Origin of the sequence: Mycoavidus sp. SF9855 (genome assembly GCF_024582735.1) — a bacterium.
GTDB lineage: Bacteria > Pseudomonadota > Gammaproteobacteria > Burkholderiales > Burkholderiaceae > Mycoavidus.
This window is the reverse complement of the sequence record NZ_CP102085.1, coordinates 898507-921804: the sequence shown is the minus strand read 5'-3', so window position 1 is coordinate 921804 and position 23298 is coordinate 898507. Positions and strand designations below refer to the sequence as shown.

The window sequence follows — 23298 nt, the reverse complement described above, 5'->3', positions numbered from 1 at the left end:
TGCTTGACATAAGGCTGCCACACCGGCAGCATTCGGTAATGGCTCTAGCCCTGTCTCCCTTCGCAGCCGCTTTTGGGTAACCTCATCTATCTCCATGCCCCCTTCAGCCCATAACGGCCAACTTATTGATACGGTATGGCCTTGACGCTGCCCCTGAGCCACTAAATCTGCTCGATACTGCGCATATGTGTCTAAAAAACCATTGCCCGCCGCATAATCCGTCTGCCCCAGATTGCCCCACACGCCAGCCACCGACGAGCACAATACCAGCCAGTCCAGCGCTACCTCTCGTGTCGCCTTATCCAAGGCCATCAAACCCGCCACCTTCGGCGCTAACACCTGCCGTAGGGTCTCGTCAGTTTTCTGGGCTAACAAGCCATCGTGCAACACTCCAGCGCTATGGATCACGCCATTCAATTGCCCGTACTGCGCCACTATTTCCGTCACTAAGGCGGCCACTGCTACTGTATCGCTCACGTCCACCGCTCGGTACACGACCTGGGCACCCATTGTCTGTAGCTCTTGCAGCACATGCTCCTGTGCTGGCTTTAGCGCACCACGCCCGGTGAGGACCAGCACTGGACGGCGAACCTGTGCAATCGCTCGGGCGAACACTTGCCCTAGTCCACCCAAACCACCTGTAATCAGATAAACGCCCTTTTCATGCCACGGTAGCATCGTCTCTTTGCTTTCCAATCGAGCAAAGTCCCAAACCTCTCGTTCACCTTCTAAGTAGCGCACCATGGGCGTTGGTGACGACGCTTCAGCTCGCAATCGTTGTGCCAATACTGGTATGGATGTCTCAGCTGCCACCGCCACCACCTGGCACACCAACAATGGGTATTCCTGCTGCGCGCTACGCAGTAACCCGCCCAGCCCCTGCAACACTGTGCCTTCGCCTTCATTAGGAACCACCAGTTGGAGCAACAGCGCCTTGTCCGCATGGGCTGTCACCTCTTTCTGTATCCATGCCAGCAATTGCGTCGCATACGCTATATAGCGCTGCGCCAGAAGGCCCGTTGCGGTCAAGCGCACACACTGCGCTACTGGTACTGCAGCGGCAAGTTCAACGACTGTATTTGAATCACCTTCGCCAACCTCGCATAGCAGAATTCCGTGTATCCCATACACCGGTATTGCCGTGGGTTGTGCTATAGCTTGTGTTGTCCATTGCGGCGTCAACAGGACAGTCTGAGGTGGGGCTGCCAACTGCTTGACTGCATCATGCAGAGGCCGTGTACTCAAACCACTTAAGCGTAACGCCACTTGCCCACCCGCATCGACAATGTCGATGTCGAACTTGCGCATTGACGCGCTATCGCCGATCCCTGCACGCACTACCGCCCACGCCGGCATCGGCAATTGACTCCATTGCCTTACTTGCGCCACCGCAAACGGCAACGCTGGCAGGAGTACGCCAGCCTCGTCTTGCATCAGACCTAAGCTCGTTTGCAGTGCTCCATCTAGTAGATTCGGCTTCCACACATATCCTGTGAGCGCCTCTGCCACCATACACAAGGCGCCCACTGCCAGGTGATGACCTACCCGCAATTCATTCAGAACCTGGAAGCTCAGGCCGTAATCTAACCCCAGTTGCGCAAACTGCGCATAACACGCCTTGCCTGCCAACGTCTGCTCACATTTTTCTCGCGCCCCCTCCAGATCAATCCACGGTGCTTCACCCGCCTCGGTGAGTTGAGCCAAGCCCTGGCTATACACGACCACTTCATCCCCACTGCCGCTGTAGATCTCAAAGCCAATACGACGGTCTTCATGTATATCCAGACCGATATGTACTTCCTGCGACTGCGCGACTATCAGTGGGCGCAACCACGTCACCTCCTCCAGCAAAACTGATAATCCCGCTGTACCGACCTCGTCATAGCTAGCTAATGCCACCGCCGCCCGTGCCCACTCTAGCTGAGCGACTCCGGGCACCACCCGCTGACCTTGCACTACGTGATCACGTAGGAAGAATTCCTCGCCCGTGAGCGTCGTACTAAAACGCTGCTGACTCAAAGATGATGTATTTCGGTGTACCAGCGGATGCAGTTGGCGTTCTGGCCCACCTTGCACTACCGTTTGTGGGACCCAATATCGCTCCTTAGCAAACGGATACGCCGGCAGGCTGATCCGCCTCGGTTTTACCCCACCGTATAGCTGCTCCCACGGTAGCTCATAGCCTTGACAATACATATCAGCCAGAGCGTAGAGCGCTTCTTGCACTGCGCTATCATGGTTTTGCTGCGCTGCCACTCGTTTCAGTAATTCTTCGCCATAATTAAACAACGCCTTTTGCGCTTCAAATTCCCGCTCCACCTGCCCACGAAATAAATTCACGCGTTTCTCGAGTCCCAGCGCTTGTTGCAGTATATAAACTGCATCTTCCCGATCCTGAATCACCATCGCACATCGATAAGCAAAATGCTGCCGTCCCGTGAGCAATGTATAACTGATCGCACGCGAACGCGCACCGTCCCACGATTGCGCTTTGATTACCGCCAATAGATCCTCGACCCGATCACGCAGCGCCTGAGCCGTCTTCGCCGATAACGCAAGCAGAGAGTACGATTTTCCTAGTGACTCGCCCGCACTGCCTAGGTCATCACCTTCATAGCTTTGCACGACTATATGCGCATTTGTGCCGCTCATGCCGAATGCACTGACTGCCCCCAACCTGGACCGATCCATACGCACCGGCCACGGCTTCGCTACCTTATTGACATAAAATGGGCTCGTCTGCCAGACGATGTAATCACTCTCCTCTGCACAGTGCAGACTGGGTGGAATCACCTCGTGACGCATCGCCTGTACTAAACTCACTAGACTAACTAGGCCCGAGGCCGCCAACGTGTGTCCTAGATTGGTTTTAGTCGACGTTAGCGCGCAATATCCGTGCTTTGGGGTATATGGCTTGAAGGCGTCGGCCAATGCACTGATTTCGATCGGATCGCCTAACGCGGTACCTGTACCGTGCGTCACAATATAGTCCAACTCGCTGGGATTGATCCGGAAGCGTTCGTAGACCGTTTGCAATAGTTGCGTCTGCGCAGCGCCGCTGGGCGCCGTAATACCTTGGGTCTTGCCATCATAGTTGATACCACTGCCGGCAATCACCGCGTAGATCGGATCTCCGTCGGCTTGTGCTTGCGACACAGGCTTCAAAACTACAGCGACCACCGCCTCGCCTGGCACCATCCCATCGGCCCGTCGATCGAACGCATAGCACTTGCCCTGGGGCGAAAGCATGCCCAGCTGTCCCATAGAAATTAGGGTGTTTGGCGTCAGTAATAGGCTCACTCCTGCGGCAATTGCCGTACTGCACTCGCCGCTACGCAAGCTCTGACACGCTTGATGTACCGCCACCAGTCCCGACGAGCAAGCGGTATTGATCGCCATTGCCGGCCCCCGAAAATTCAGCGCATAAGCCAAGCGGGCGGCCAGAATTCCGTCGTGGTTTGACGTACCCGTAGCCTGTTGCCTGGCCAGCAACTGGTAATCACCCTGCTCCACGCCCACGAACATCCCGATTGTGTGCTGCTGCAGATGAGTATTACCGTAGCCTGCGTCTTCTAGTGCTCGCCATGCCTCTTGTAGCAGTAAACGCTGGCGCGGATCCATCATTTCAGCCTCGCGCGGCGAAATCTCAAAAAACAGGGGATCGAATTCATCTACGCCTGGCATGGCACCTAACCATTTACCTGGGGTCTTGTCCGGCCCTTGCTTCGGATCGCCGTAGCATTGCCGCCAATCAAAGCGATCCACTGGAATTTCCCGCACAACCTCTTGACCATCCCGCAGAATTTGCCAGAGTTCATCGACCGTGCGCGCGCTTGGAAAACGCCCACTCATACCAATCAGTGCAATGGGCTCAGCCGTACCTACGGCACTGGCTAAATCAGATAACGTTGAGCGTAACATTTGAGGGAGTGCTCTGCTCGGCATGATCGTGTCCGGCACGGCTACAACACCCGTCTGGTAAAATTTTTCCAATTCAGGCCTATACGTCGTTAGCAGATACTCGGCTAATTGTCCCAGACTCGCATAGCTAAAGAACAGTGAGGGAGAGAGCGCCAATCCGTAATGCACGCTCAAACGCTGTGCAAACTCTTTGAGCCCAATCGAATCAAAACCGAATTCTGCCAGATTCGTATCCAGTTCAAGTACATTGCGCGGCACTCTGAGCAACTGATGTGAATGTTCCGTTAAATCCCACGCCACACACTGCAATAGACTCAAGCCTTTGAGTTCCAAGCGATAACCCTGACCCTGAGCAGCGCCCTCAGGATGCGCTAAGGCACCGCTGTCCCCTGCCGAGACCCGGGCCAGCAAGCGCTGGACTCGCTCGGGATGGCCCGCTATAATTAACGGCTGGCCTGCCGATTGGCCCAGTAGCCGCCCAAACAGCTCACACCCCTCACTCATCTCCAACACCCGCTGCCCACTCGATGCTAGATACAACTTTGTCTGTTGTGCATCGCCCACCTGCATCCCACCATCACGCCATAGCGGCCAGCCGATCGCCAGCGTCTTACCCATCGCCGCACCGCGCTCGACCCGCATTTGTCGAGCCCGCGCATAGGCCATCAGAAAGCGGTTGCCCATCGCATAGCTACACGCTCCGAAGTCACCAAGAATTGCTGAGGAGGAAGAGAAATAGCACAGAAAATCTAGCGGCTGATCCTGCAGCACGGTGTCGAGTACTAGCGTACCTTGGATTTTGGGCGTGAGTTCCTGGCGAAATTGGACGATATCTTGCTCCAAAAGACTGTGCCTTTCACTAATGCCTGCCGCATGGATGACACCGTCAATCCGCCCGAACCGTTTATGAGCCTGAATCAGAACTGCGCGCAAAGCAACAGCATCCGTTACATCAGCCTGTTGGTATAACACCTGGGCGCGCAGCGTTTCTAGTTTCTGGAGTTGCTGCCGCTTACTATCATCGAGTGATCCTCGCCCACTGAGCACAAGGTTAGCACCGTATGTGCCGGCAAGATGTTTTGCTAGGGCTGCGCCGAGTCCGCCACAGCCACCAATAATCCAGTAAGTCCCACCCTGCCGGAGTGGTATTGCGTCTGAATTCATTTCCAGGGGATCAATATGGCAAACATAACGTTGTCCAGCGCAGTACAACGCGCTTTGCATCGAGGCGCTCGCCAATTCGGTCAATAGGCGTTCGGTCCAAGCGACCATATTGAGCTTCAGTGCTTTTTCGATGACCACTGTGATGCGGGTGTTAGGCATAATCAAACCAAGCGAACGCTCGATACCGATCCACGATTCTAAGTAAGCGAGCGCCAAGTCGTCTGCACTGTACCCAGCTAACAGTACCTCGCGACAAGGCAATGCGCTATGCCCGATTGCTTGTAGCAAATGCACCATCGGGGTCACATCTTCGATGAGTTCAGACGTCTCCAAAGGCCATAAGTAAAGCACTGCATCTACTGCCCCATGGCTAGCCTGAATCTGGCGCAGCAATGTGGCGTAGGATTCAGCAGGTGCTTGCGATGAGATACAGTAGCATTGGGCTTCTACGGCAGCAGCGAGTCCTTCCTCTCCTTGTGCCACAAATACAAGCTTGGTTTGAGGTGCTCGCTGCGCAAACACCTTCGCCGCTATTTCCTGGTGCCTTGGATTAGATAGCAGACATACCAAGAGTTGGGGAGTTTGAATGGTTAACGACTTAAGCGCTTGGACCTGCCATGTTTCTGCGAAAGACATTAGCGTGGTGGCAGGCAGCGTTTGAGCAATGGTTGATTTCTCAATTAACCGGCGATTTTGCTGAGCAGTGAACTCAACAGATGTTGTCACCTCTGTGTGCGGCACCCAGTACCGTTCCTTAGCAAAGGGATACGTCGGAAGGCTGATCCGCTGCGGTTTTGCCGCTCTATATAATTGTCCCCATTCCAGTTCAAACCCCTGTGCCCATAACTGCGCGAGCTTACCAAGCCTACCATTGATGGCCCAAGCTTCGACCGCCCTTTGTATCCCTTCATCATCTCGGAGTAGCGTCTGTATCTCCTGGCTACGCTTAAGCTCGCCTTGGTACATATCCGCGCATGCCCCCTCATCTCGCGTATAACATGAGAGCTGCTCTTTCAGCGCACTGATTGACCTCGTTACCAGTGCCAATCGAACATCCAGCGCCTCGCGTCCGACCTGGAGCGTATACGCCAGGTCGGCCAGGTTTACCTCAGTCTGGCGCTCCAGATGCATAAGCAGCAGTTGCGCTTGTTCCCGCAACTGCTCTTCATTCCTCGCCGATAGCACTACTACTACGGGTCCATTCACCACCGTCGGAACCCTCTGCGGCCTTACATACTCCTCAACAATGATATGCGCATTGACTCCACCAAAGCCAAATGAACTCACCCCAGCTCGACGCGGCAACACCTGCCCTTGCCGATCTCGTAAGGCTTCCCACGCGCACGTTTGCTGCACCACATAGAATGGACTGCCGTCCAAAGCAAGTAGTGGATTCAATTCTTCGCAATGCAAGCTCTTCACCAAAGTCCGGTGCTGTAGCTGCAGCAGCACCTTAATCAGACCCGTCACACCTGCGGCCAGTTCCAGGTGACCAATATTGCTTTTCACCGAGCCCAAACCGCAATACCCCACCGGCAACTCCGCAGCCAGTTCTGCGAATGCGCTTTTGAGGCCCTGTGCCTCAACCGGGTCCCCTAATTCGGTGCCTGTGCCGTGCGCCTCAATATAGCCTATGGTCTCCGGCTCCACCTCCGCTTGTTGCAGCGCAGCTTTGATCAGATTAGCTTGCGCTCGTGGATTCGGCGCCGTCAGCGAATTCGCTCGTCCGCCATGGTTGGTCGCACTGCCCTTGATCAGGCCGTAAATATGATCTCTATCCCGCTCGGCCGCCGCCAGCGGCTTGAGGAAGACCATGCCTACTCCCTCACCGCGCACATAGCCATTGGCCTGGGCCGAAAAGGTCTTGCAGCGTCCATCCAGGCTCAGCATGCCCGCCTGAGTAAAACTCTCGTGCATCTCCATCGACAACAGCGTGTTAACCCCACCCACCACCGCCTGAGCACACTGCCCGCTACGCAACAACTCTAGCGCCCGGTGCACTGCCACCAACGAACTCGAGCACGCTGTATCGATTGGTTCACTCGGCCCATGCCAATTTAACCAGTAGCTCATCCGGTTTGGTCCTATCGACCCCGCTAGCCCCGCTGCGCTGTACCCTGCTACCGTCTCGCCCGCTTGCACCAGCAAGTTCCCATAGCCAGTACCGGCGGCGGTTCCCACTAGCAGCGCCGTCGCGCTACCCGAGAGGCTCTGCACCGAATAGCCTGCGTCCTCGATTACCCGGTACACATATAGCATCAGCAGCCGCTGCTGCGGATCCATCGCTTGCGCTTCGCGCGGCGAAATGCTAAAAAATAGCGGATCAAATTCATCTATACTCTCGATCACCCCCGCATGACACACCGCCGGTGCCAAGCCACGGTCCCAGCGACTGGCCGGCAACACCCCAATGCTGTCCCGCTCAGCCAGCAGGTTTGTCCACAAGGCATCGATATCCTCAGCTTGTGGGAAACATCCGCTCATGCCGATCACCGCAATCGGCTCACTCTTGAACATATCGTTCTTACTCACATCGCCCCTCAGCGTCGCCACTGCAACACGTCCTCGCCTAAGCCGAGGAGTCGGAGAAAACGATGGAGCAACAGCATCGCTATTTGGAGTACTTTGCACCGTCACCGTGGCCGCAAAAGCCGGTGCGAGCAGCGCTTGATGTTCCCGCGCCAGATAGCCCGCCAGCGCCGCAATCGTCGAATACTCAAAGAATATAGTTGGACTCAAGGCCAAACTGTACTTCTGGTGCAATAGGTTGCCGAACTCCGTCAGAGTGATAGAATCAAAACCAAATTCACTCAACGGCGTATCACGTTCCAATTCCTCTCGCAAAATTTTTAACTGCATCGAGATCAACCCTGTCAACGCATGCTCTATTTGCGTCTGCAATTCGCTCGTTGCAGCTGCGCTCAACTCAGTGTCTAGAATTTCTTCTGCAACAGGCGATATCGGTGCGTCAAAAACAACTCGCAGGTGATGTAGTATACGAGCTACAGCGCCATACTTCACTACCACATGCGCTGCGTTCTGCGCCAGTGCTTGGCATAGCGTCGTCAAACCGACAGCGCTTGGTAGCAACTCAAGTCCTATCTCCCTGCGCAGGCGTTCCTGGGTGGCTGCATCTAACTGCATCCCCCCTTCGGCCCACAATGGCCAACTGACCGATACGGTACGGCCTTGACGTTGACCCTGCGCCACTAGGCCCGACCGGTACTGCGCATAGCTATCCAGAAAACCATTGCCCGCCGCGTAGTCCGTCTGTCCCGCATTGCCCAATACGCCAGCCACCGACGAGCACAACACCAACCAGTCCAACGCCACCTCTCGCGTCACCTCATCCAAGGCCACTAGGCCCGCCACTTTTGGCGCCAACGCCTGCTGCATGCTTGCGCCGGTCTTCTGCGCCAGCAGGCCGTCATGCAATACCCCAGCGCTATGGATCACACCATTCAGTTGACCGTACTGCGCCATAATTTCTGCTACTAAGGCGGCTACTGCCACCGCATCGCTCACATCCACAGTTCGGTACGCAACCCGCGCACCGATTGCCTGTAACTCCTGCAACACACGCTCCTGCGCCGGCTGCAACGCGCTCCGCCCGATCAGTACCAGCACCGGCTGGCGGACCTGATATGCTATCGCCCGCGCGAACACTTGTCCCAGTCCGCCCAGCCCTCCTGTGATTAGGTAAACACCCTCGTCACGCCAAGGCAGCATCGTCTCTTCGCTTTCCAATCGTACAAAGCTCAACACCTCTCGTTGCCCTTCGACATAGCGCACCATCGGCGTGGGCGATAGCCCTTCAGTTCGCAATCGTTGCGCCAATACCGGCAACGATAGCCCCGTTTCTAACGCCACTACCTGGCTCGCCAACATCGGGTATTCTTGCTGCGCGCTACGTAATAAACCACCCAGCCCTTGCAGTACCGCGCCTTCGCCTTCGCTAGGAACAACCAGTTGCAGCAACAGCGTCTCGCCCGGATGAGCCGCCACCTCTTTCTGTACCCATTCCAGCAATTGCACCGCATAGCCCGTATAGCGCTGTGCTAACGTGCCTTTTCCTATCAACCACACGCACTGTGCTAGCGGCATTGCAGTGGCAAGTTCGGCTATCCTCTCCGGACTATCCTCGCTCACCTCACACAATAAGACTCCTTGCAATCTATAAGCCTGCACTGCCGTTGGTTGTGTGAGGGCTTGCGCCGTCCAGTGTGGCACCAACAGAACGCTCTGAGGCGCAGCTGCCAAATAATCGGCTACCTCACGCATGGATCGTGTACTGAAGCCGCTTAGACGCAACGCCACTTGCCCACCGGCAGCGACAATATCGACATCGAGCTTGCGGATTGCCGTACCGTCACCCCCACCCGGGCGCACTACCACCCACGCCGGCATTGGCATTTCGCCCCATTGCTTCACCTGCTCTACCGCGAACGGCAGTGCTAAGGCCGCGCCGTTCAAGTCTTGTGCCAACCCCAAGCTCGCCTGCAGCGCCCCGTCTAACACATTCGGCAACCACGCATATCCGGCTGGCGCCTCTGCCGCCAGACTCAAGGCGCCCACCGCGAGGTTATGGCCTACCCCCAATTCTTTTAGAATCCGGAAGCTCGGACCGTAACTTAACCCCTGTTGTGCAAACCGTGCATAACACGCCTCGCCCGTCAACCTCTGCTCACAGCGTTCCTGCAGCGCCGCCAAATCCACTCGCGGCGCTTCATCTACCTCGGTGAGTTGAGCCCAACCTTGGCTGTACACTACGGCCTCATCCCCACTACCACTGTAAATCTCAAAACTAATACGACCCTCTTCTTCCATCACAAGGCCAATATGCACTTCCCGCGGCTGTGTCACCACCAGCGGGCGTAACCATGTCACCTCCTGCAACCATACCGATAACCCCTCTGCACGGCATTCGTCATCGCTAGCCAGCGCTACCGCCGCACGCGCCCACTCCAGTTGCGCTACCCCAGGCACAACCCGCTCACCTTGCACTACATGATCGCGCAGAAAGAATTCCTCGCCCGTGAGCATCGTACTGAAGCGCTGCTGGCTTAAAGATGATGTGTTCCGGTGTACGAGCGGATGCAACTGGCGTTCTGATCCACCTTGCACTACCGTTTGCGGGACCCAATACCGCTCTTCGGCAAACGGATAAGTCGGAAGACTGATCCGCTTTGGCTTCATTTGACCGTATAATTGCCTCCACTCTACTTCGAGCCCCTGCACCCACAACTGCGCCAACTTGCCTACCTTGCCACGGACAATCCATTTGCCGATCGCTTCTTGCAATTCTTCATCAGCTCGGAATATCACCAAGGCGCCTTGCTCGCGTCTCACTTCACCGTGGAACGTATCTTCTTGAGCCGCTTCGCCACGCGCATAACATAACAGCCGCTCTTTCAAACCATCGACCGTGCGCACCACCAACGCCAATCTCACCCCCAGCGCTTCGCGTCCTACTTGGAGCGTATAAGCCAAGTCGGCTAGATTCATCTCATCATGGCGTTCCAAATACGCGAGCAACTGCCGCACCTGGTCGTGCAACTGTGCCTCATTTCTAGCTGACAGAACCACTGCCACGGGGCCGCTCAAGATCGTTGACGTCTGCTGTGATGGAATATATTCCTCAACAATAACATGCGCATTAACCCCACCAAAGCCAAACGAACTGACCCCAGCGCGGCGTGGTAATTCCTGCCCTTGCTGATCTCGTAAGGTGTCCCACGCGCGCGTGTGCTGCACCACATAGAACGGACTGTCCTCCAGAGCAAGCAGTGGATTCAGTTCTTCGCAATGCAAGCTCTTCACCAAAGTCTGATGTTGTAGCTGCAGTAGCACCTTGATCAGGCCCGCCACACCGGCAGCTAATTCCAAATGCCCGATATTGCTCTTCGCCGAACCTAAGCCACAATACCCTATTGGCAAGCCAGTAGCCAACTCTGAGAATGCGCTCTTGAGACCTTGTACCTCAACTGGGTCCCCTAATTCAGTGCCAGTGCCATGCGCCTCGATATAGCTAATCGTTCCCGGTCCCACTCCTGCTCGTCGCAGCGCAGTCTTGATCAGATCGGCTTGGGCACGCGGGTTTGGCGCTGTCAGCGAATTCGCTCGCCCACCATGGTTGGTCGCGCTACCTTTAATCAAGCCGTAAATATGATCGCCGTCACGTTCGGCCGCCGACAGCGGCTTGAGGAACAGCATGCCCACGCCTTCCCCACGCACATAGCCATCAGCTTGTGCTGAGAAAGTCTTGCAGCGTCCATTCGCGCTTAACATGCCCGCCTGGGTAAAACTCTCGTGCGTTTCCATCGACAGCAGCGTATTGACCCCGCCCACCACTGCCTGGGTGCACTGACCGCTGCGCAGCAGTTCTAATGCCCGGTGCACCGCGACCAGCGAGCTCGAGCATGCCGTATCGATCGGTTCGCTCGGCCCATGCCAATTGAGCCAGTAGCTCATCCGGTTCGGTCCCATCGACACCCATACTCCTGGCTCACTGTACCCCGCCACTGTCTCGCCCGCCTGCGCCCGCAGAGCTTTATAACCCGTGCCGGCAGTTCCCACCAAAAGCGCCGTATCACTACCCGACAGACTGTGCATCGAGTAGCCAGCGTCTTCAATCACTCGGTACACATACAGCATCAACAGCCGCTGCTGCGGATCCATCGCTTGCGCCTCGCGCGGCGAAATGCCAAAAAATAGTGGGTCAAATTCTTCTATATTCTCGATCACCCCTGCATAGCAAATTGACGGCGCCACCCCATGGTCCCAGCGGCTGTCTGGCAATTCTCCGATGCTATCTCGCTCTGCCAACAGGTTTGCCCACAATGTATCGATATCCTCAGCTTGCGGGAAACAGCCACTCATGCCAATTACGGCGATCGGCTCATTTTTGAGCGCATCGCTCTCAGTTACATCATCCCTCAGCGCAATGCGTCTCTGCCGACGCCGAGAAATAGGAAGCAATGGTGACGGATCAGTTCCACCATCTGGAGGAATTTGTACTGCTACCGATGCCGCAAGCGGGGGCGCAAACATTGCTTGGTATTCCCTCGCTAGATAATCCGCCAGCGCTGCAATCGTTGGATATTCGTAGAATATCGTTGGACTCAGGGCCAAACCGTACTTCTCGTGCAATGCGTTGCCCAACTCCGTCAGGGTGATCGAATCAAAACCAAATTCGCTTAGTGGCGTATCCCGCTCCAGTTCCTCGTGCGCAATTTTTAGCTGCGCCGAAATCAATCCTGTCAATATGTGCTCTACCCGCAACTGCAATTCGTCCGCTGTCACCTCGCTCAATTCAGTGTCCAGCCTCCCCTGTGCAGTTGGCGATACCGGTACCTCAAAAGCAACCCGCAGGTGTTGCCGTATTCGAGCTGCAGCACCGTACGCCACTACCACATGCGCCGCATTCTGCGCCAGTGCTTGGCATAAGGCCGTCACACCAGCAGCACTCGGCAACGGCGCTAGCCCGGTCTCCCTTTGCAATCGCTCTTGGGTAGCCGCATCCATCTGCATCCCCCCTTCGGCCCACAACGGCCAACTCACCGATACGGTACGACCCCAGCGTTGCCCCTGCTCTACCAAACCTGCCCGATACTGTGCATAGGCATCCATAAAACCATTGCCTGTCGCATAATCTGTCTGCCCTACGTTACCCCATATCCCCATCACCGACGAACACAGCACCAGCCAGTCCAGTGCCACTTCTCGCGTCGCCCCATCCAAAGCTATCAGACCCGCCACCTTCGGTGCCAGTACCTGTCGCACGGTCTCGCCGGTCTTTTGTGCCAGCAAGCCATCGTGCAACACCCCAGCGCTATGGATTACACCATTCAGTTGCCCATACTGCGCCACAATTTCCGCCACTAGGGCGGCCACTGCCACAGCATCGCTCACGTCCACTACCCGGTACGTAACGCGTGCGCCCAGCGCCTGCAACTTTTGCAACTCACGCTCCTGCGCCGGCTTCAACGCGCTGCGCCCAGTCAATACCAGTACCGGACGGCGTACCTGCTGCGCTATCGCCCGCGCGAACACTTGTCCCAATCCACCCAAACCGCCAGTAATCAGATAAACGCCTTCGTCACGCCAGGGCAGCAGGGTCTCTTCACCTTCACATGGTGCAAAGTCCAAAATCTCTCGTTGCCCTTCTACATAGCGCACCACCGGCGTTGGCGACACCGCTTCAGTTTGCAATCGTTGCGCCAATACTGGCATCGATACCTTCGCTTCCACCGCCACCACTTGGCACACCAACAGCGGGTATTCTTGCTGCGCGCTACGCAATAAGCCACCCAGACCTTGCAGCACCGCCCCTTCACCTTCGCTAAGCACGACCAGTTGGAGTAACAGTACTTCGCCTGGATGGGCGACGACCTCTTTTTGTATCCATTCCAGCAATTGCACTGCATAGGCTGTATAGCGCTGCGCTAGCGTGCCCGTTGTCGTCAATCGCACGCACTGCGCTGCAGGCACAGTGGCGGCAAGTTCAGTTACTGTCTTTGAATCATCTTCGCCCATCTCGCATAACAGAATTCCGTGCGCCCCATACGCCGGTAATGCCATGGGTTGTGCGATGGTGGCTTGTACCGTCCATTGCGGCGCTAACAGGACAGCTTGAGGTGCAGCTGCCGCCTGTTCAGCTGTCTCACACATGGGGCGAGTACTGAAGCCACTTAGGCGCAACGCCACCAGCCCGTTGGTATCGACGATGTCCACATCCAGCTTTCGGATTGCTGCGCTGTCGCCCGCACTCGGGCGTACTACCACCCATGCCGGCACTGGCATCTCGCCCCATTGCCTCACCTGCGCCACCGCGAATGGCAGCGCCAGAGTCACATCGGTCGTACCTTGCGCCAGCCCCACGCTTGCTTGCAGCGCGCCGTCTAGCACACTCGGCGCCCACGTATATCCGGCTGGCATTTCTGCGACCAAGCGCAAGGTGCCCACCGCGACGTTATTGCCTAAATGCAATTCATTCAGAACCTGGAAACTCGAACCGTAGCTTAATCCCAGTTGCGCAAAGCGCGCATAACACGCCTCGCTCGTCAGCGTCTGCTCGCAGCGTTCCCGCAGTGCCCCCAAATCCACCCATGGCGCCTCACCCACCTCGGTGAACTGAGCCCAACCCTGGCTATACGCCACCGCTTCATCCCCACTACCTCTGTAAATCTCGAAATGAATACGGCCGTCTTCTTGCCTCTCTAGACCAATATGCACTTCCTGCGGCTGTGCGACTATCAGAGGACGTAACCACGTCACTTCCTCCAGCACCACTGCCTGCCCTACCTCACCACCACTGGCTAACGCCACCGCTGCACGCGCCCACTCCAGTTGTGCCGCCCCCGGCACGATCCGTTCGCCTTGCACCACGTGATCGCGCAGGAAAAATTCCTCGCCCGTGAGTGTCGTACTAAAGCGCTGTTCACTCAAATCCGACGTGTTACGGTGTACCAGCGGATGCAACTGGCGTTCTGATCCACCTTGCACTACCGTTTGCGTGATCCAATATCGTTCCTTAGCAAACGGGTAGGTCGGTAAACTGATTCGCCGTGGCTTCGTTTGACCGTATAACTGTCCCCACTCTATCTCTAGTCCCTGCACCCACAACTGCGCCAACTTACCTACCTTGCCACGGACAATCCATTTGCCAATCGCCTCTCCCAATTCTTCATCGGCACGGAACATCGCTAAAGCGCCTTGCTCACGTTTCACCTCACCGTAAAACATATCTTCTTGAGCCATCTCACCGCGCGCATAGCTTGATAGTTGCTCCTTCAGCGCACTGATAGACCTCGTCACCAGCGCTAATCGAAATCCCAGTGCCTCGCGTCCCACCTGCAGCGTATACGCTAGGTTGGGCAGATTCACATCAGCCTGACGCTCCAGGTACGCCAGTAACTGCTGCACCTGGTCGTGCAACTGCGCCTCGTTTTTGGCCGATAGAACCACTATTACGGGCCCACTTAAAACCGTCGGCATCCTCGGTGGCTCGACATATTCCTCAACAATAACATGCGCATTAACCCCACCAAAGCCAAACGAACTGACCCCAGCGCGGCGTGGTAATTCCTGCCCTTGCTGATCTCGTAAGGTGTCCCACGCACGCGTGTGCTGCACCACATAGAACGGACTGTCCTCCAGAGCAAGCAGTGGATTCAGTTCTTCGCAATGCAAGCTCTTCACCAAAGTCTGATGTTGTAGCTGCAGTAGCACCTTGATCAGGCCCGCCACACCGGCAGCCAATTCCAAATGCCCGATATTGCTCTTCGCCGAACCTAAGCCACAATACCCTATTGGCAAGCCAGTAGCCAACTCTGAGAATGCGCTCTTGAGACCTTGTACCTCAACTGGGTCCCCTAATTCGGTGCCAGTGCCATGCGCCTCGATATAGCTAATCGTTCCCGGTCCCACTCCCGCTCGTCGCAGCGCAGTCTTGATCAGATCGGCTTGGGCACGCGGGTTTGGCGCTGTCAGCGAATTCGCTCGCCCACCATGGTTGGTCGCGCTACCTTTAATCAAGCCGTAAATATGATCGCCGTCACGTTCGGCCGCCGACAGCGGCTTAAGGAACAGCATGCCCACGCCTTCCCCACGCACATAGCCATCAGCTTGTGCTGAGAAAGTCTTGCAGCGTCCATTCGCGCTTAACATGCCCGCCTGGGTAAAACTCTCGTGCGTTTCCATCGACAGCAGCGTATTGACCCCGCCCACCACTGCCTGGGTGCACTGACCGCTGCGCAGCAGTTCTAATGCTCGGTGCACCGCGACCAGCGAGCTCGAGCATGCCGTATCGATCGGTTCACTCGGCCCATGCCAATTGAGCCAGTAGCTCATCCGGTTCGGTCCCATCGACACCCATACTCCTGGCTCACTGTACCCCGCCACTGTCTCGCCCGCCTGCGCCCGCAGAGCTTTATAACCCGTGCCGGCAGTTCCCACCAAAAGCGCCGTATCACTACCCGACAGACTGTGCACCGAGTAGCCAGCGTCTTCAATCACTCGGTACACATACAGCATCAACAGCCGCTGCTGCGGATCCATCGCTTGCGCCTCGCGCGGCGAAATGCCAAAAAATAGTGGGTCAAATTCTTCTATATTCTCGATCACCCCTGCATAGCAAATTGACGGCGCCGCCCCATGGTCCCAGCGGCTGTCTGGCAATTCTCCGATGCTATCTCGCTCTGCCAACAGGTTTGCCCACAATGTATCGATATCCTCAGCTTGCGGGAAACAGCCACTCATGCCAATTACGGCGATCGGCTCATTTTTGAGCGCATCGCTCTCAGTTACATCATCCCTCAGCGCAATGCGTCTCTGCCGACGCCGAGAAATAGGAAGCAATGGTGACGGATCAGCTCCACCATCTGGAGGAATTTGTACTGCTACCGATGCCGTAAGCGGGGGCGCAAACATTGCTTGGTATTCCCTCGCTAGATAATCCGCCAGCGCTGCAATCGTTGGATATTCGTAGAATATCGTTGGACTCAGGGCCAAACCGTACTTCTCGTGCAATGCGTTGCCCAACTCCGTCAGGGTGATCGAATCAAAACCAAATTCGCTTAGTGGCGTATCCCGCTCCAGTTCCTCGTACGCAATTTTTAGCTGCGCCGAAATCAATCCTGTCAATATGTGCTCTACCCGCAACTGCAATTCGTCCGCTGTCACCTCGCTCAACTCAGTGTCCAGCCTCCCCTGTGCAGTTGGCGATACCGGTACTTCAAAAGCAACCCGCAGGTGTTGCCGTACTCGAGCTGCAGCACCGTACGCCACTACCACATGCGCCACATTCTGCGCCAGTGCTTGGCATAAGGCCGTCACACCAGCAGCACTCGGCAACGGCGCTAGCCCGGTCTCCCTTTGCAATCGCTCTTGGGTAGCCGCATCCATCTGCATCCCCCCTTCGGCCCACAACGGCCAACTCACCGATACGGTACGACCCCAGCGTTGCCCCTGCTCTACCAAACCTGCCCGATACTGTGCATAGGCATCCATAAAACCATTGCCTGCCGCATAATCTGTCTGCCCTACGTTACCCCATATCCCCATCACCGACGAACACAGCACCAGCCAGTCCAGTGCCACTTCTCGCGTCGCCCCATCCAAAGCCATCAGACCCGCCACCTTCGGTGCCAGTACCTGTCGCACGGTCTCGCCGGTCTTTTGTGCCAGCAAGCCATCGTGCAACACCCCAGCGCTATGGATTACACCATTCAGTTGCCCATACTGCGCCACAATTTCCGCCACTAGGGCGGCCACTGCCACAGCATCGCTCACGTCCACTGCCCGGTACGCAACGCGTGCGCCCAGCGCCTGCAACTTTTGCAACTCACGCTCCTGCGCCGGCTTCAACGCGCTGCGCCCAGTCAATACCAGTACCGGACGGCATACCTGCTGCGCTATCGCCCGCGCGAACACTTGTCCCAGTCCACCCAAACCGCCAGTAATCAGATAGACGCCTTCGTCACGCCAGGGCAGCGGGGTCTCTTCACCTTCACATGGTGCAAAGTCCAAAATCTCTCGCTGCCCTTCTACATAACGTACCATCGGCGCAGGGGAGGCCGCCTCAATTCCTAGCTGTTGCGCCAATACTGGTATCGATATCCCCGCCTCCACCGCCACCACCTGGCACGTCAACAGCGGGTATTCTTGCTGCGCACTACGCAATAAGCCGCCCAGACCTTGTAATACCGTGCCTTCGCCTTCGCTGGGCACGACCAGTTGTAGCAATAGCGCCTTGCCTGGATAGGCGGCAACCTCTTTTTGTATCCATTCCAGTAATTGCACCGCATAAGCCGTATAGCGCTGCGCTAGCGTGCCATTTCCGGTTAACCTAGTGCACTGTGCTGCAGGCAGCGCAGCAGCAAGTTCAGCTATCTTCTCCGGATTGCCTTGGTCCACCTCACACAATAAGATTCCTTGCCTCCCATAAGCCGGCACGGTTGAGGGTTGTGCGGTGACTTGCGCCGTCCAGTGCGGCACCCATAGAACTGTTTGAGGTAGTGCAGCTATCGCCCGCTCGGCGGCCTCATGCAGGGGTCGTGTACTCAAACCACTTAAACGTAGCGCCACCCGTCCATTCGCATCGACAATGTCAACGTCGAACTTACGCACGGCCGTATGGTCACCCGCATTCGCGCGCACCATCACCCACGCCGACGTGGGCAATTCGCCCCATTGCCTTACCTGCGCCACCGCGAATGGCAGCGCCAGAGGCATATCAGCGATACCTTGCGCCAATCCTACGCTTGCCTGCAACGCTCCATCTAGCATATTCGGCGCCCACGCATAGCCAGCTAGCCCCTCTGCTACGCGCAAGGTACCCACCGCGACGTGATCGCCTAGCTGCAATTCGTGGAGGACCTGGAAGCTTGGACCGTAATTTAGGCCCAGTTGCGCAAACCCCTCATAACACGCCTCACCTGTCAACGTTCGTTCACATTGTTTTCGGATTGCTGCCAGATCTACCTGCGGCGCGTCACCGACCTCAATCAACTGAGCCCAACCCTGGCTGTACACCACCCTCTTGTCACCGCTGCCGCTATAGATCTCGAAATGAATACGGCCATCCTCCTCTTCCGCCAGACCAACATGCACCTCTTGTGGCTTCCGTACCCCTAACCTCCGCAACCAGGTGACCTCCTGCAATAAAACCGATGACTCGGCGGCGCCTGCCTCGTCCTCACCAGCGAGCATCATCGCTGCACGCGCCCACTCCAGTTGCGCTACCCCCGGCACGATCCGTTCGCCTTGCACCACGTGATCACACAGGAAAAACTCCTCGCCCGTCAGCGTCGTACTAAAACATTGTTGGCGTAAAGACGACGTGTTCCGGTGGACCAGTGGATGCAGTTGACGCTCTGGGCCATCTTGAACTGTTGCTGTTGATACCCAATGCCGCTCTTTAGCAAAAGGATACGTTGGCAGGCTGATGCGCTTCGGCTTCACTCCGCCATATACCTGTTTCCACTCCACTTTCAGCCCTTGCACCCACAATTGCGCCAGCTTGTCAAAATTGCCCCTAGCTATCCATACTTCGATTGCTCTTTGTATTCCTTCGTCATCTTGAAGTAGTGCTACCTGCCCTCCTTGGCTGCGCTTAAGTTCACTCTGGTATATATTTTCTTGAGACGCCTTACCTTGCGTATAACCTAACAAGCGTTCCTTCAACTCATTCATGGACCTCACCACGAGCGCCAAACGAACGCCCAACACCTCACGCCCCATTTGTAGCGTATACGCCAAGTCGGCTAGATTTGTCTCAGCATGGTGTTCCAAATACGTCAGCAACTGCTGCGCCTGGTCCCGCAGCCGCTCTTCATTTTTGGCCGATAGCACTACCACTACGGGCCCACTCACCTCAGTCGGCACTCTCTGAAGCTCAACGTACTCCTCAACGATGACATGCGCATTAGTACCGCTGAAGCCGAATGAACTAATGCCCGCTCGCTTTAGCCCAACTGGCCAAGCCTGAGTTTTCGCGATGACCTGCACTGGCAAGCGCTGCCAAGGAATATGCGGATTCGGTGTGGCAAAATGCAACTGTTCTGGAATCATTCCGTGCTGCATCGATAGGACAGTCTTAATCAGCCCGGCAATGCCCGCCGCCGCTTCTAGATGGCCCATCATACTCTTGAGCGAGCCGATCAAAAGCGGCTGATTGGCTGACCGCCCGGCCCCAAGTACTTGGGCCGCGGCCATGACCTCGATCGGATCACCTAGTTTGGTCCCGGTCCCATGTGCCTCCAAATAGCTGATCTCATGCGGCGCTAACCCCGCCTGAACTAGCGCCGCTTCAATCACTGCCTGCTGCGCCAACTGGTTCGGCGCAGTTAAGCCGCTGCTGCTGCCATCTTGATTGATGGCGCTGCCCCGGATCACTGCCATGATCGAGTCCTCATCGGCCTGCGCATCAGATAAACGCTTCAAAACCACCGCCGCACACCCTTCCCCTCGCACATACCCATCTGCCGACGCATCGAACGTCCGACAGCGCCCCTGAGGGGAGAGCATGCCGGCCTGTTCGTAGGCTAGAAACCGCTTGTCATCGAGTAATAGATTCACCCCAGCGGCCAAGGCCAGGTTGCACTCTCCGCCCAATAGGCTGCGACATGCCGTGTGCACGGCTACCAGCGATGAACTGCAGGCGGTATCAATACTGAGTGCCGGACCTTGCCAATCAAAGAAATACGACAACCGACCTGCCGCCACCGAACACGCATTACCGGTGGCAAAGTGGGCGTTGATGTCCGCCTTGCTGCCATTGCGCGTAATCACATCTTCGTAGTCACTGCCCATCATGCCTACGAAGACTCCACTACGCGTCCCACGCAGCATGGCTGGCGCGATCGCAGCAGATTCCAGTGCTTCCCAAGCCACCTCTAACAACAAACGTTGCTGTGGATCCAATAATTTCGCCTCACGTGGCGAAATACGAAAGAAACCCGCATCGAAGCACTCTACCTCGGCCAGAAAGCCTGCCTGCCAACGACATGGCTCCGCTTGGCTCCCCCACAGCACCTGCCGGTGGGCGGGTAACGCCCCCACCCCATCACGCGCTGCCAGCAATTCTTGCCAGAACTGTGCTGGAGTGTTCACTCTATCCGGCAGGCGGCAAGCTACACCAATGATCGCGACAGCTTGGTCCTGGTGGGTGGACTCCTGCCGTAGGCCATCACTCGCTGAAGCATATGCCCCACGTGCTGGGACTGTGCTTGCCTGCGGCTCTGGAGTCGCGGATGTTTGCGGCATTGATTGAACGGTTGTCTGCAGCACTGACTGAACGGCGGCCTGGGCCATAAAGTACCCAATGATCGCCTCAGGCGTTCCATAGCTAAAGAAAAACGTCGAGGGTAACGACTCTCCCAGGCGAGTACTCAACCGCCTTCTTAATTCAAGCAACTCCAGTGAACTGAGCCCCATCTCCATCAGCGGCGCCTGGGGATCATAGGCTGGCGCCCGTTGACTGCCCAATACCTCTATCACAGCGCTGCGCACGATCGGCTCAACCTGATTGACAGCTCGCGTAGTATCAGTCGATACCGCTTGTGGACCTGCGGTTTCGACGACCGTCTTCTGCTCAGAGCGCAAGCGATATTCAATTAAAACCCCAGCCCCTTCGTTCTCTGTGTCTCCCGGCCTGAACCCGGGTAGTACCTCGCGTATTACCGCCCCATGCGAAGCATGGAAATGCAACATCGGATCAATCAATTGGCCCTGTTCGTCGCGTAACTCAATATACTGATCGAGGCTGTACTCCGCCTGATACTGACTATAATGAGCGCAGCGCGTAACGCCCACGATAGCCTCTACACCGTCAAGCTGCGAGCCATAGACCAGCATCAAGTCAAGCAGCGCATCACTGAACCCTCGTCCATGCATCTCGGGTGCAACAAATAATCCTAACAGCTGTACATAGCGGCCTTCTGCTTGGCATAAGCGCCCGACTTCGGCATAGTCTATGCTGCGCAGTGCTTCGACAGAATTAATGCGCTGCGTATACAACACAGCCGCAATCTGTCCGGCAAACTCCAGCACCATTTGCTGCTGCGGAACATCACACACGCGCCGCTTTATTTCCGCGGTGGAGATACGCATGGCGCTTGGCTCGCACATCCGGTTAAGGTGCTTGAGGCGAGATAGATCGGCTCGTACTGGATGACGAATCGTATAAGGCTGGGGGATTAAACGATGTAAAGAGAGGCGAGTAAAGTTCTGCCCCTGGGGAAAAGTGCGTGACAGGCCCGGCTCAGGAAAGAGGCCAACTTCAGCGGCGGCCATTAAAAAAACCGAAGCCTCCACCAGTTGCTGACCAGAAAACGCTTTAAAAACATCAAAATGAGCGCTTTCTGTCGTATTCCCCAGGCACTTAACGGTATTCGGCCGCAGACAATGCACCTCTAGTGAGAGCAGGCCAAAGCGGGAAACTACCCGGCACCAGCGGCGCAGATGCTCAACCAATCCCTGTACTGCGTGGGCAGGTTTAATTTCGCTGCCATCGCGCGCTATGTATACGCCAGTGTAATTCAAACCCTCTCGCCGCCGAGCCGCTCTCTTGTCTTCAATCGACAGGAACGGGCGCTCATGGTCTAAAAACGCCCGCACATGCAAAATGTTTTCTGGATCTTCAATGCCCGCAGCGGCTAAATCAGCGATTAATTGTTGCGGGTCGCTAATATTCCCCTGAACCAGTAAGTGTGGCAACCCGGTTAACGTTTTTCTTGTGGCATCGAGTGATAACGTGTTGTCGTCTGCTCCGATCAGCGTGAGTGGAAATTCCATCAGCGCCCGCCCCCGTGCTGAACGCATTTTGATAAGCTGATAGATTCGGTGCAGTAAACTCCCATCACCACATCCCATATCCGCGATGTAACGGGGTTGTGCGGCTAAAGGGGTTTGATCGAAGATGCGTAGAATGAGCGTGTCAAGCTCAGCAAAGTGACTTTGATGTTGCACGCCACTAGCAATAGCATTTACCGTACGGTCGACATGCCATTCATGTCCCTGCTCATTCTGGCCAAAGATGGCCTGAGCGTCACCGAACAATATATCATCAATATGACGAAGCAGCGGTGTGTAGGACACCACCGTATCCAAAGCGCCACTGCTCGCCAGTAACGCCCGACCACTCAGCGTTAACTGAAAACCCGCCGCCTCAATTTGCCCCCAGCTACGCTGAATGAACACGGTTTGCACCGCTTGTAACGCAGCCACTGATATGTCACTTGGCTGCGTTTGTTCCAGTACGTCACTGCCCAATGTGTGTAGGTGTGCTAGCAATGGCGCCAACAAAGCGCCGTCTAGAATACTCACCACCATTGGCTCGACTCCGGACCATCCAGCGTTACAGCGACCCAGCCAGCGTAGTAAACATTCTGACTGCTCGGTTTGTTCAGTCGCTAACGCTTGCACCATCGGTAATTGCGCCAACTCCTCCAGACCGCTCGACAACTGTCGTGCCAGGCCAACACCTGCAACCGTGCTATATCGGTCCGGCTCAACCCACTCCACCCAACCCAATTCATACAAGAGCCGCAGACTAGCGTGCAGATGCCCAGAATTGCCTCGATAACGTGATGTGATCTTCTTGAGCGTCATCGGTCGGACTGACATCGCCCCCCAAATTTCTCGCCGGGCGAAGCTGTTAATCACATGAGAAGCAACCCATCCATTAGCCAACCCATTAATCACATCTAGCAT

1 protein-coding gene (only partly in view) is annotated in these 23298 nt (G+C 56.2%); it reads right to left on the bottom strand.

Annotated features, from left to right (window positions below; translation table 11 throughout):
• On the bottom strand, nt 1-23298 hold the 5' portion of the coding sequence (locus NQD60_RS03910; RefSeq protein ID WP_257101144.1) for an SDR family NAD(P)-dependent oxidoreductase. It extends 11748 nt beyond the left edge of the window; 23298 of the gene's 35046 nt are visible here — the first part of the coding sequence; its start codon is at nt 23296-23298; its stop codon lies beyond the left edge, outside the window.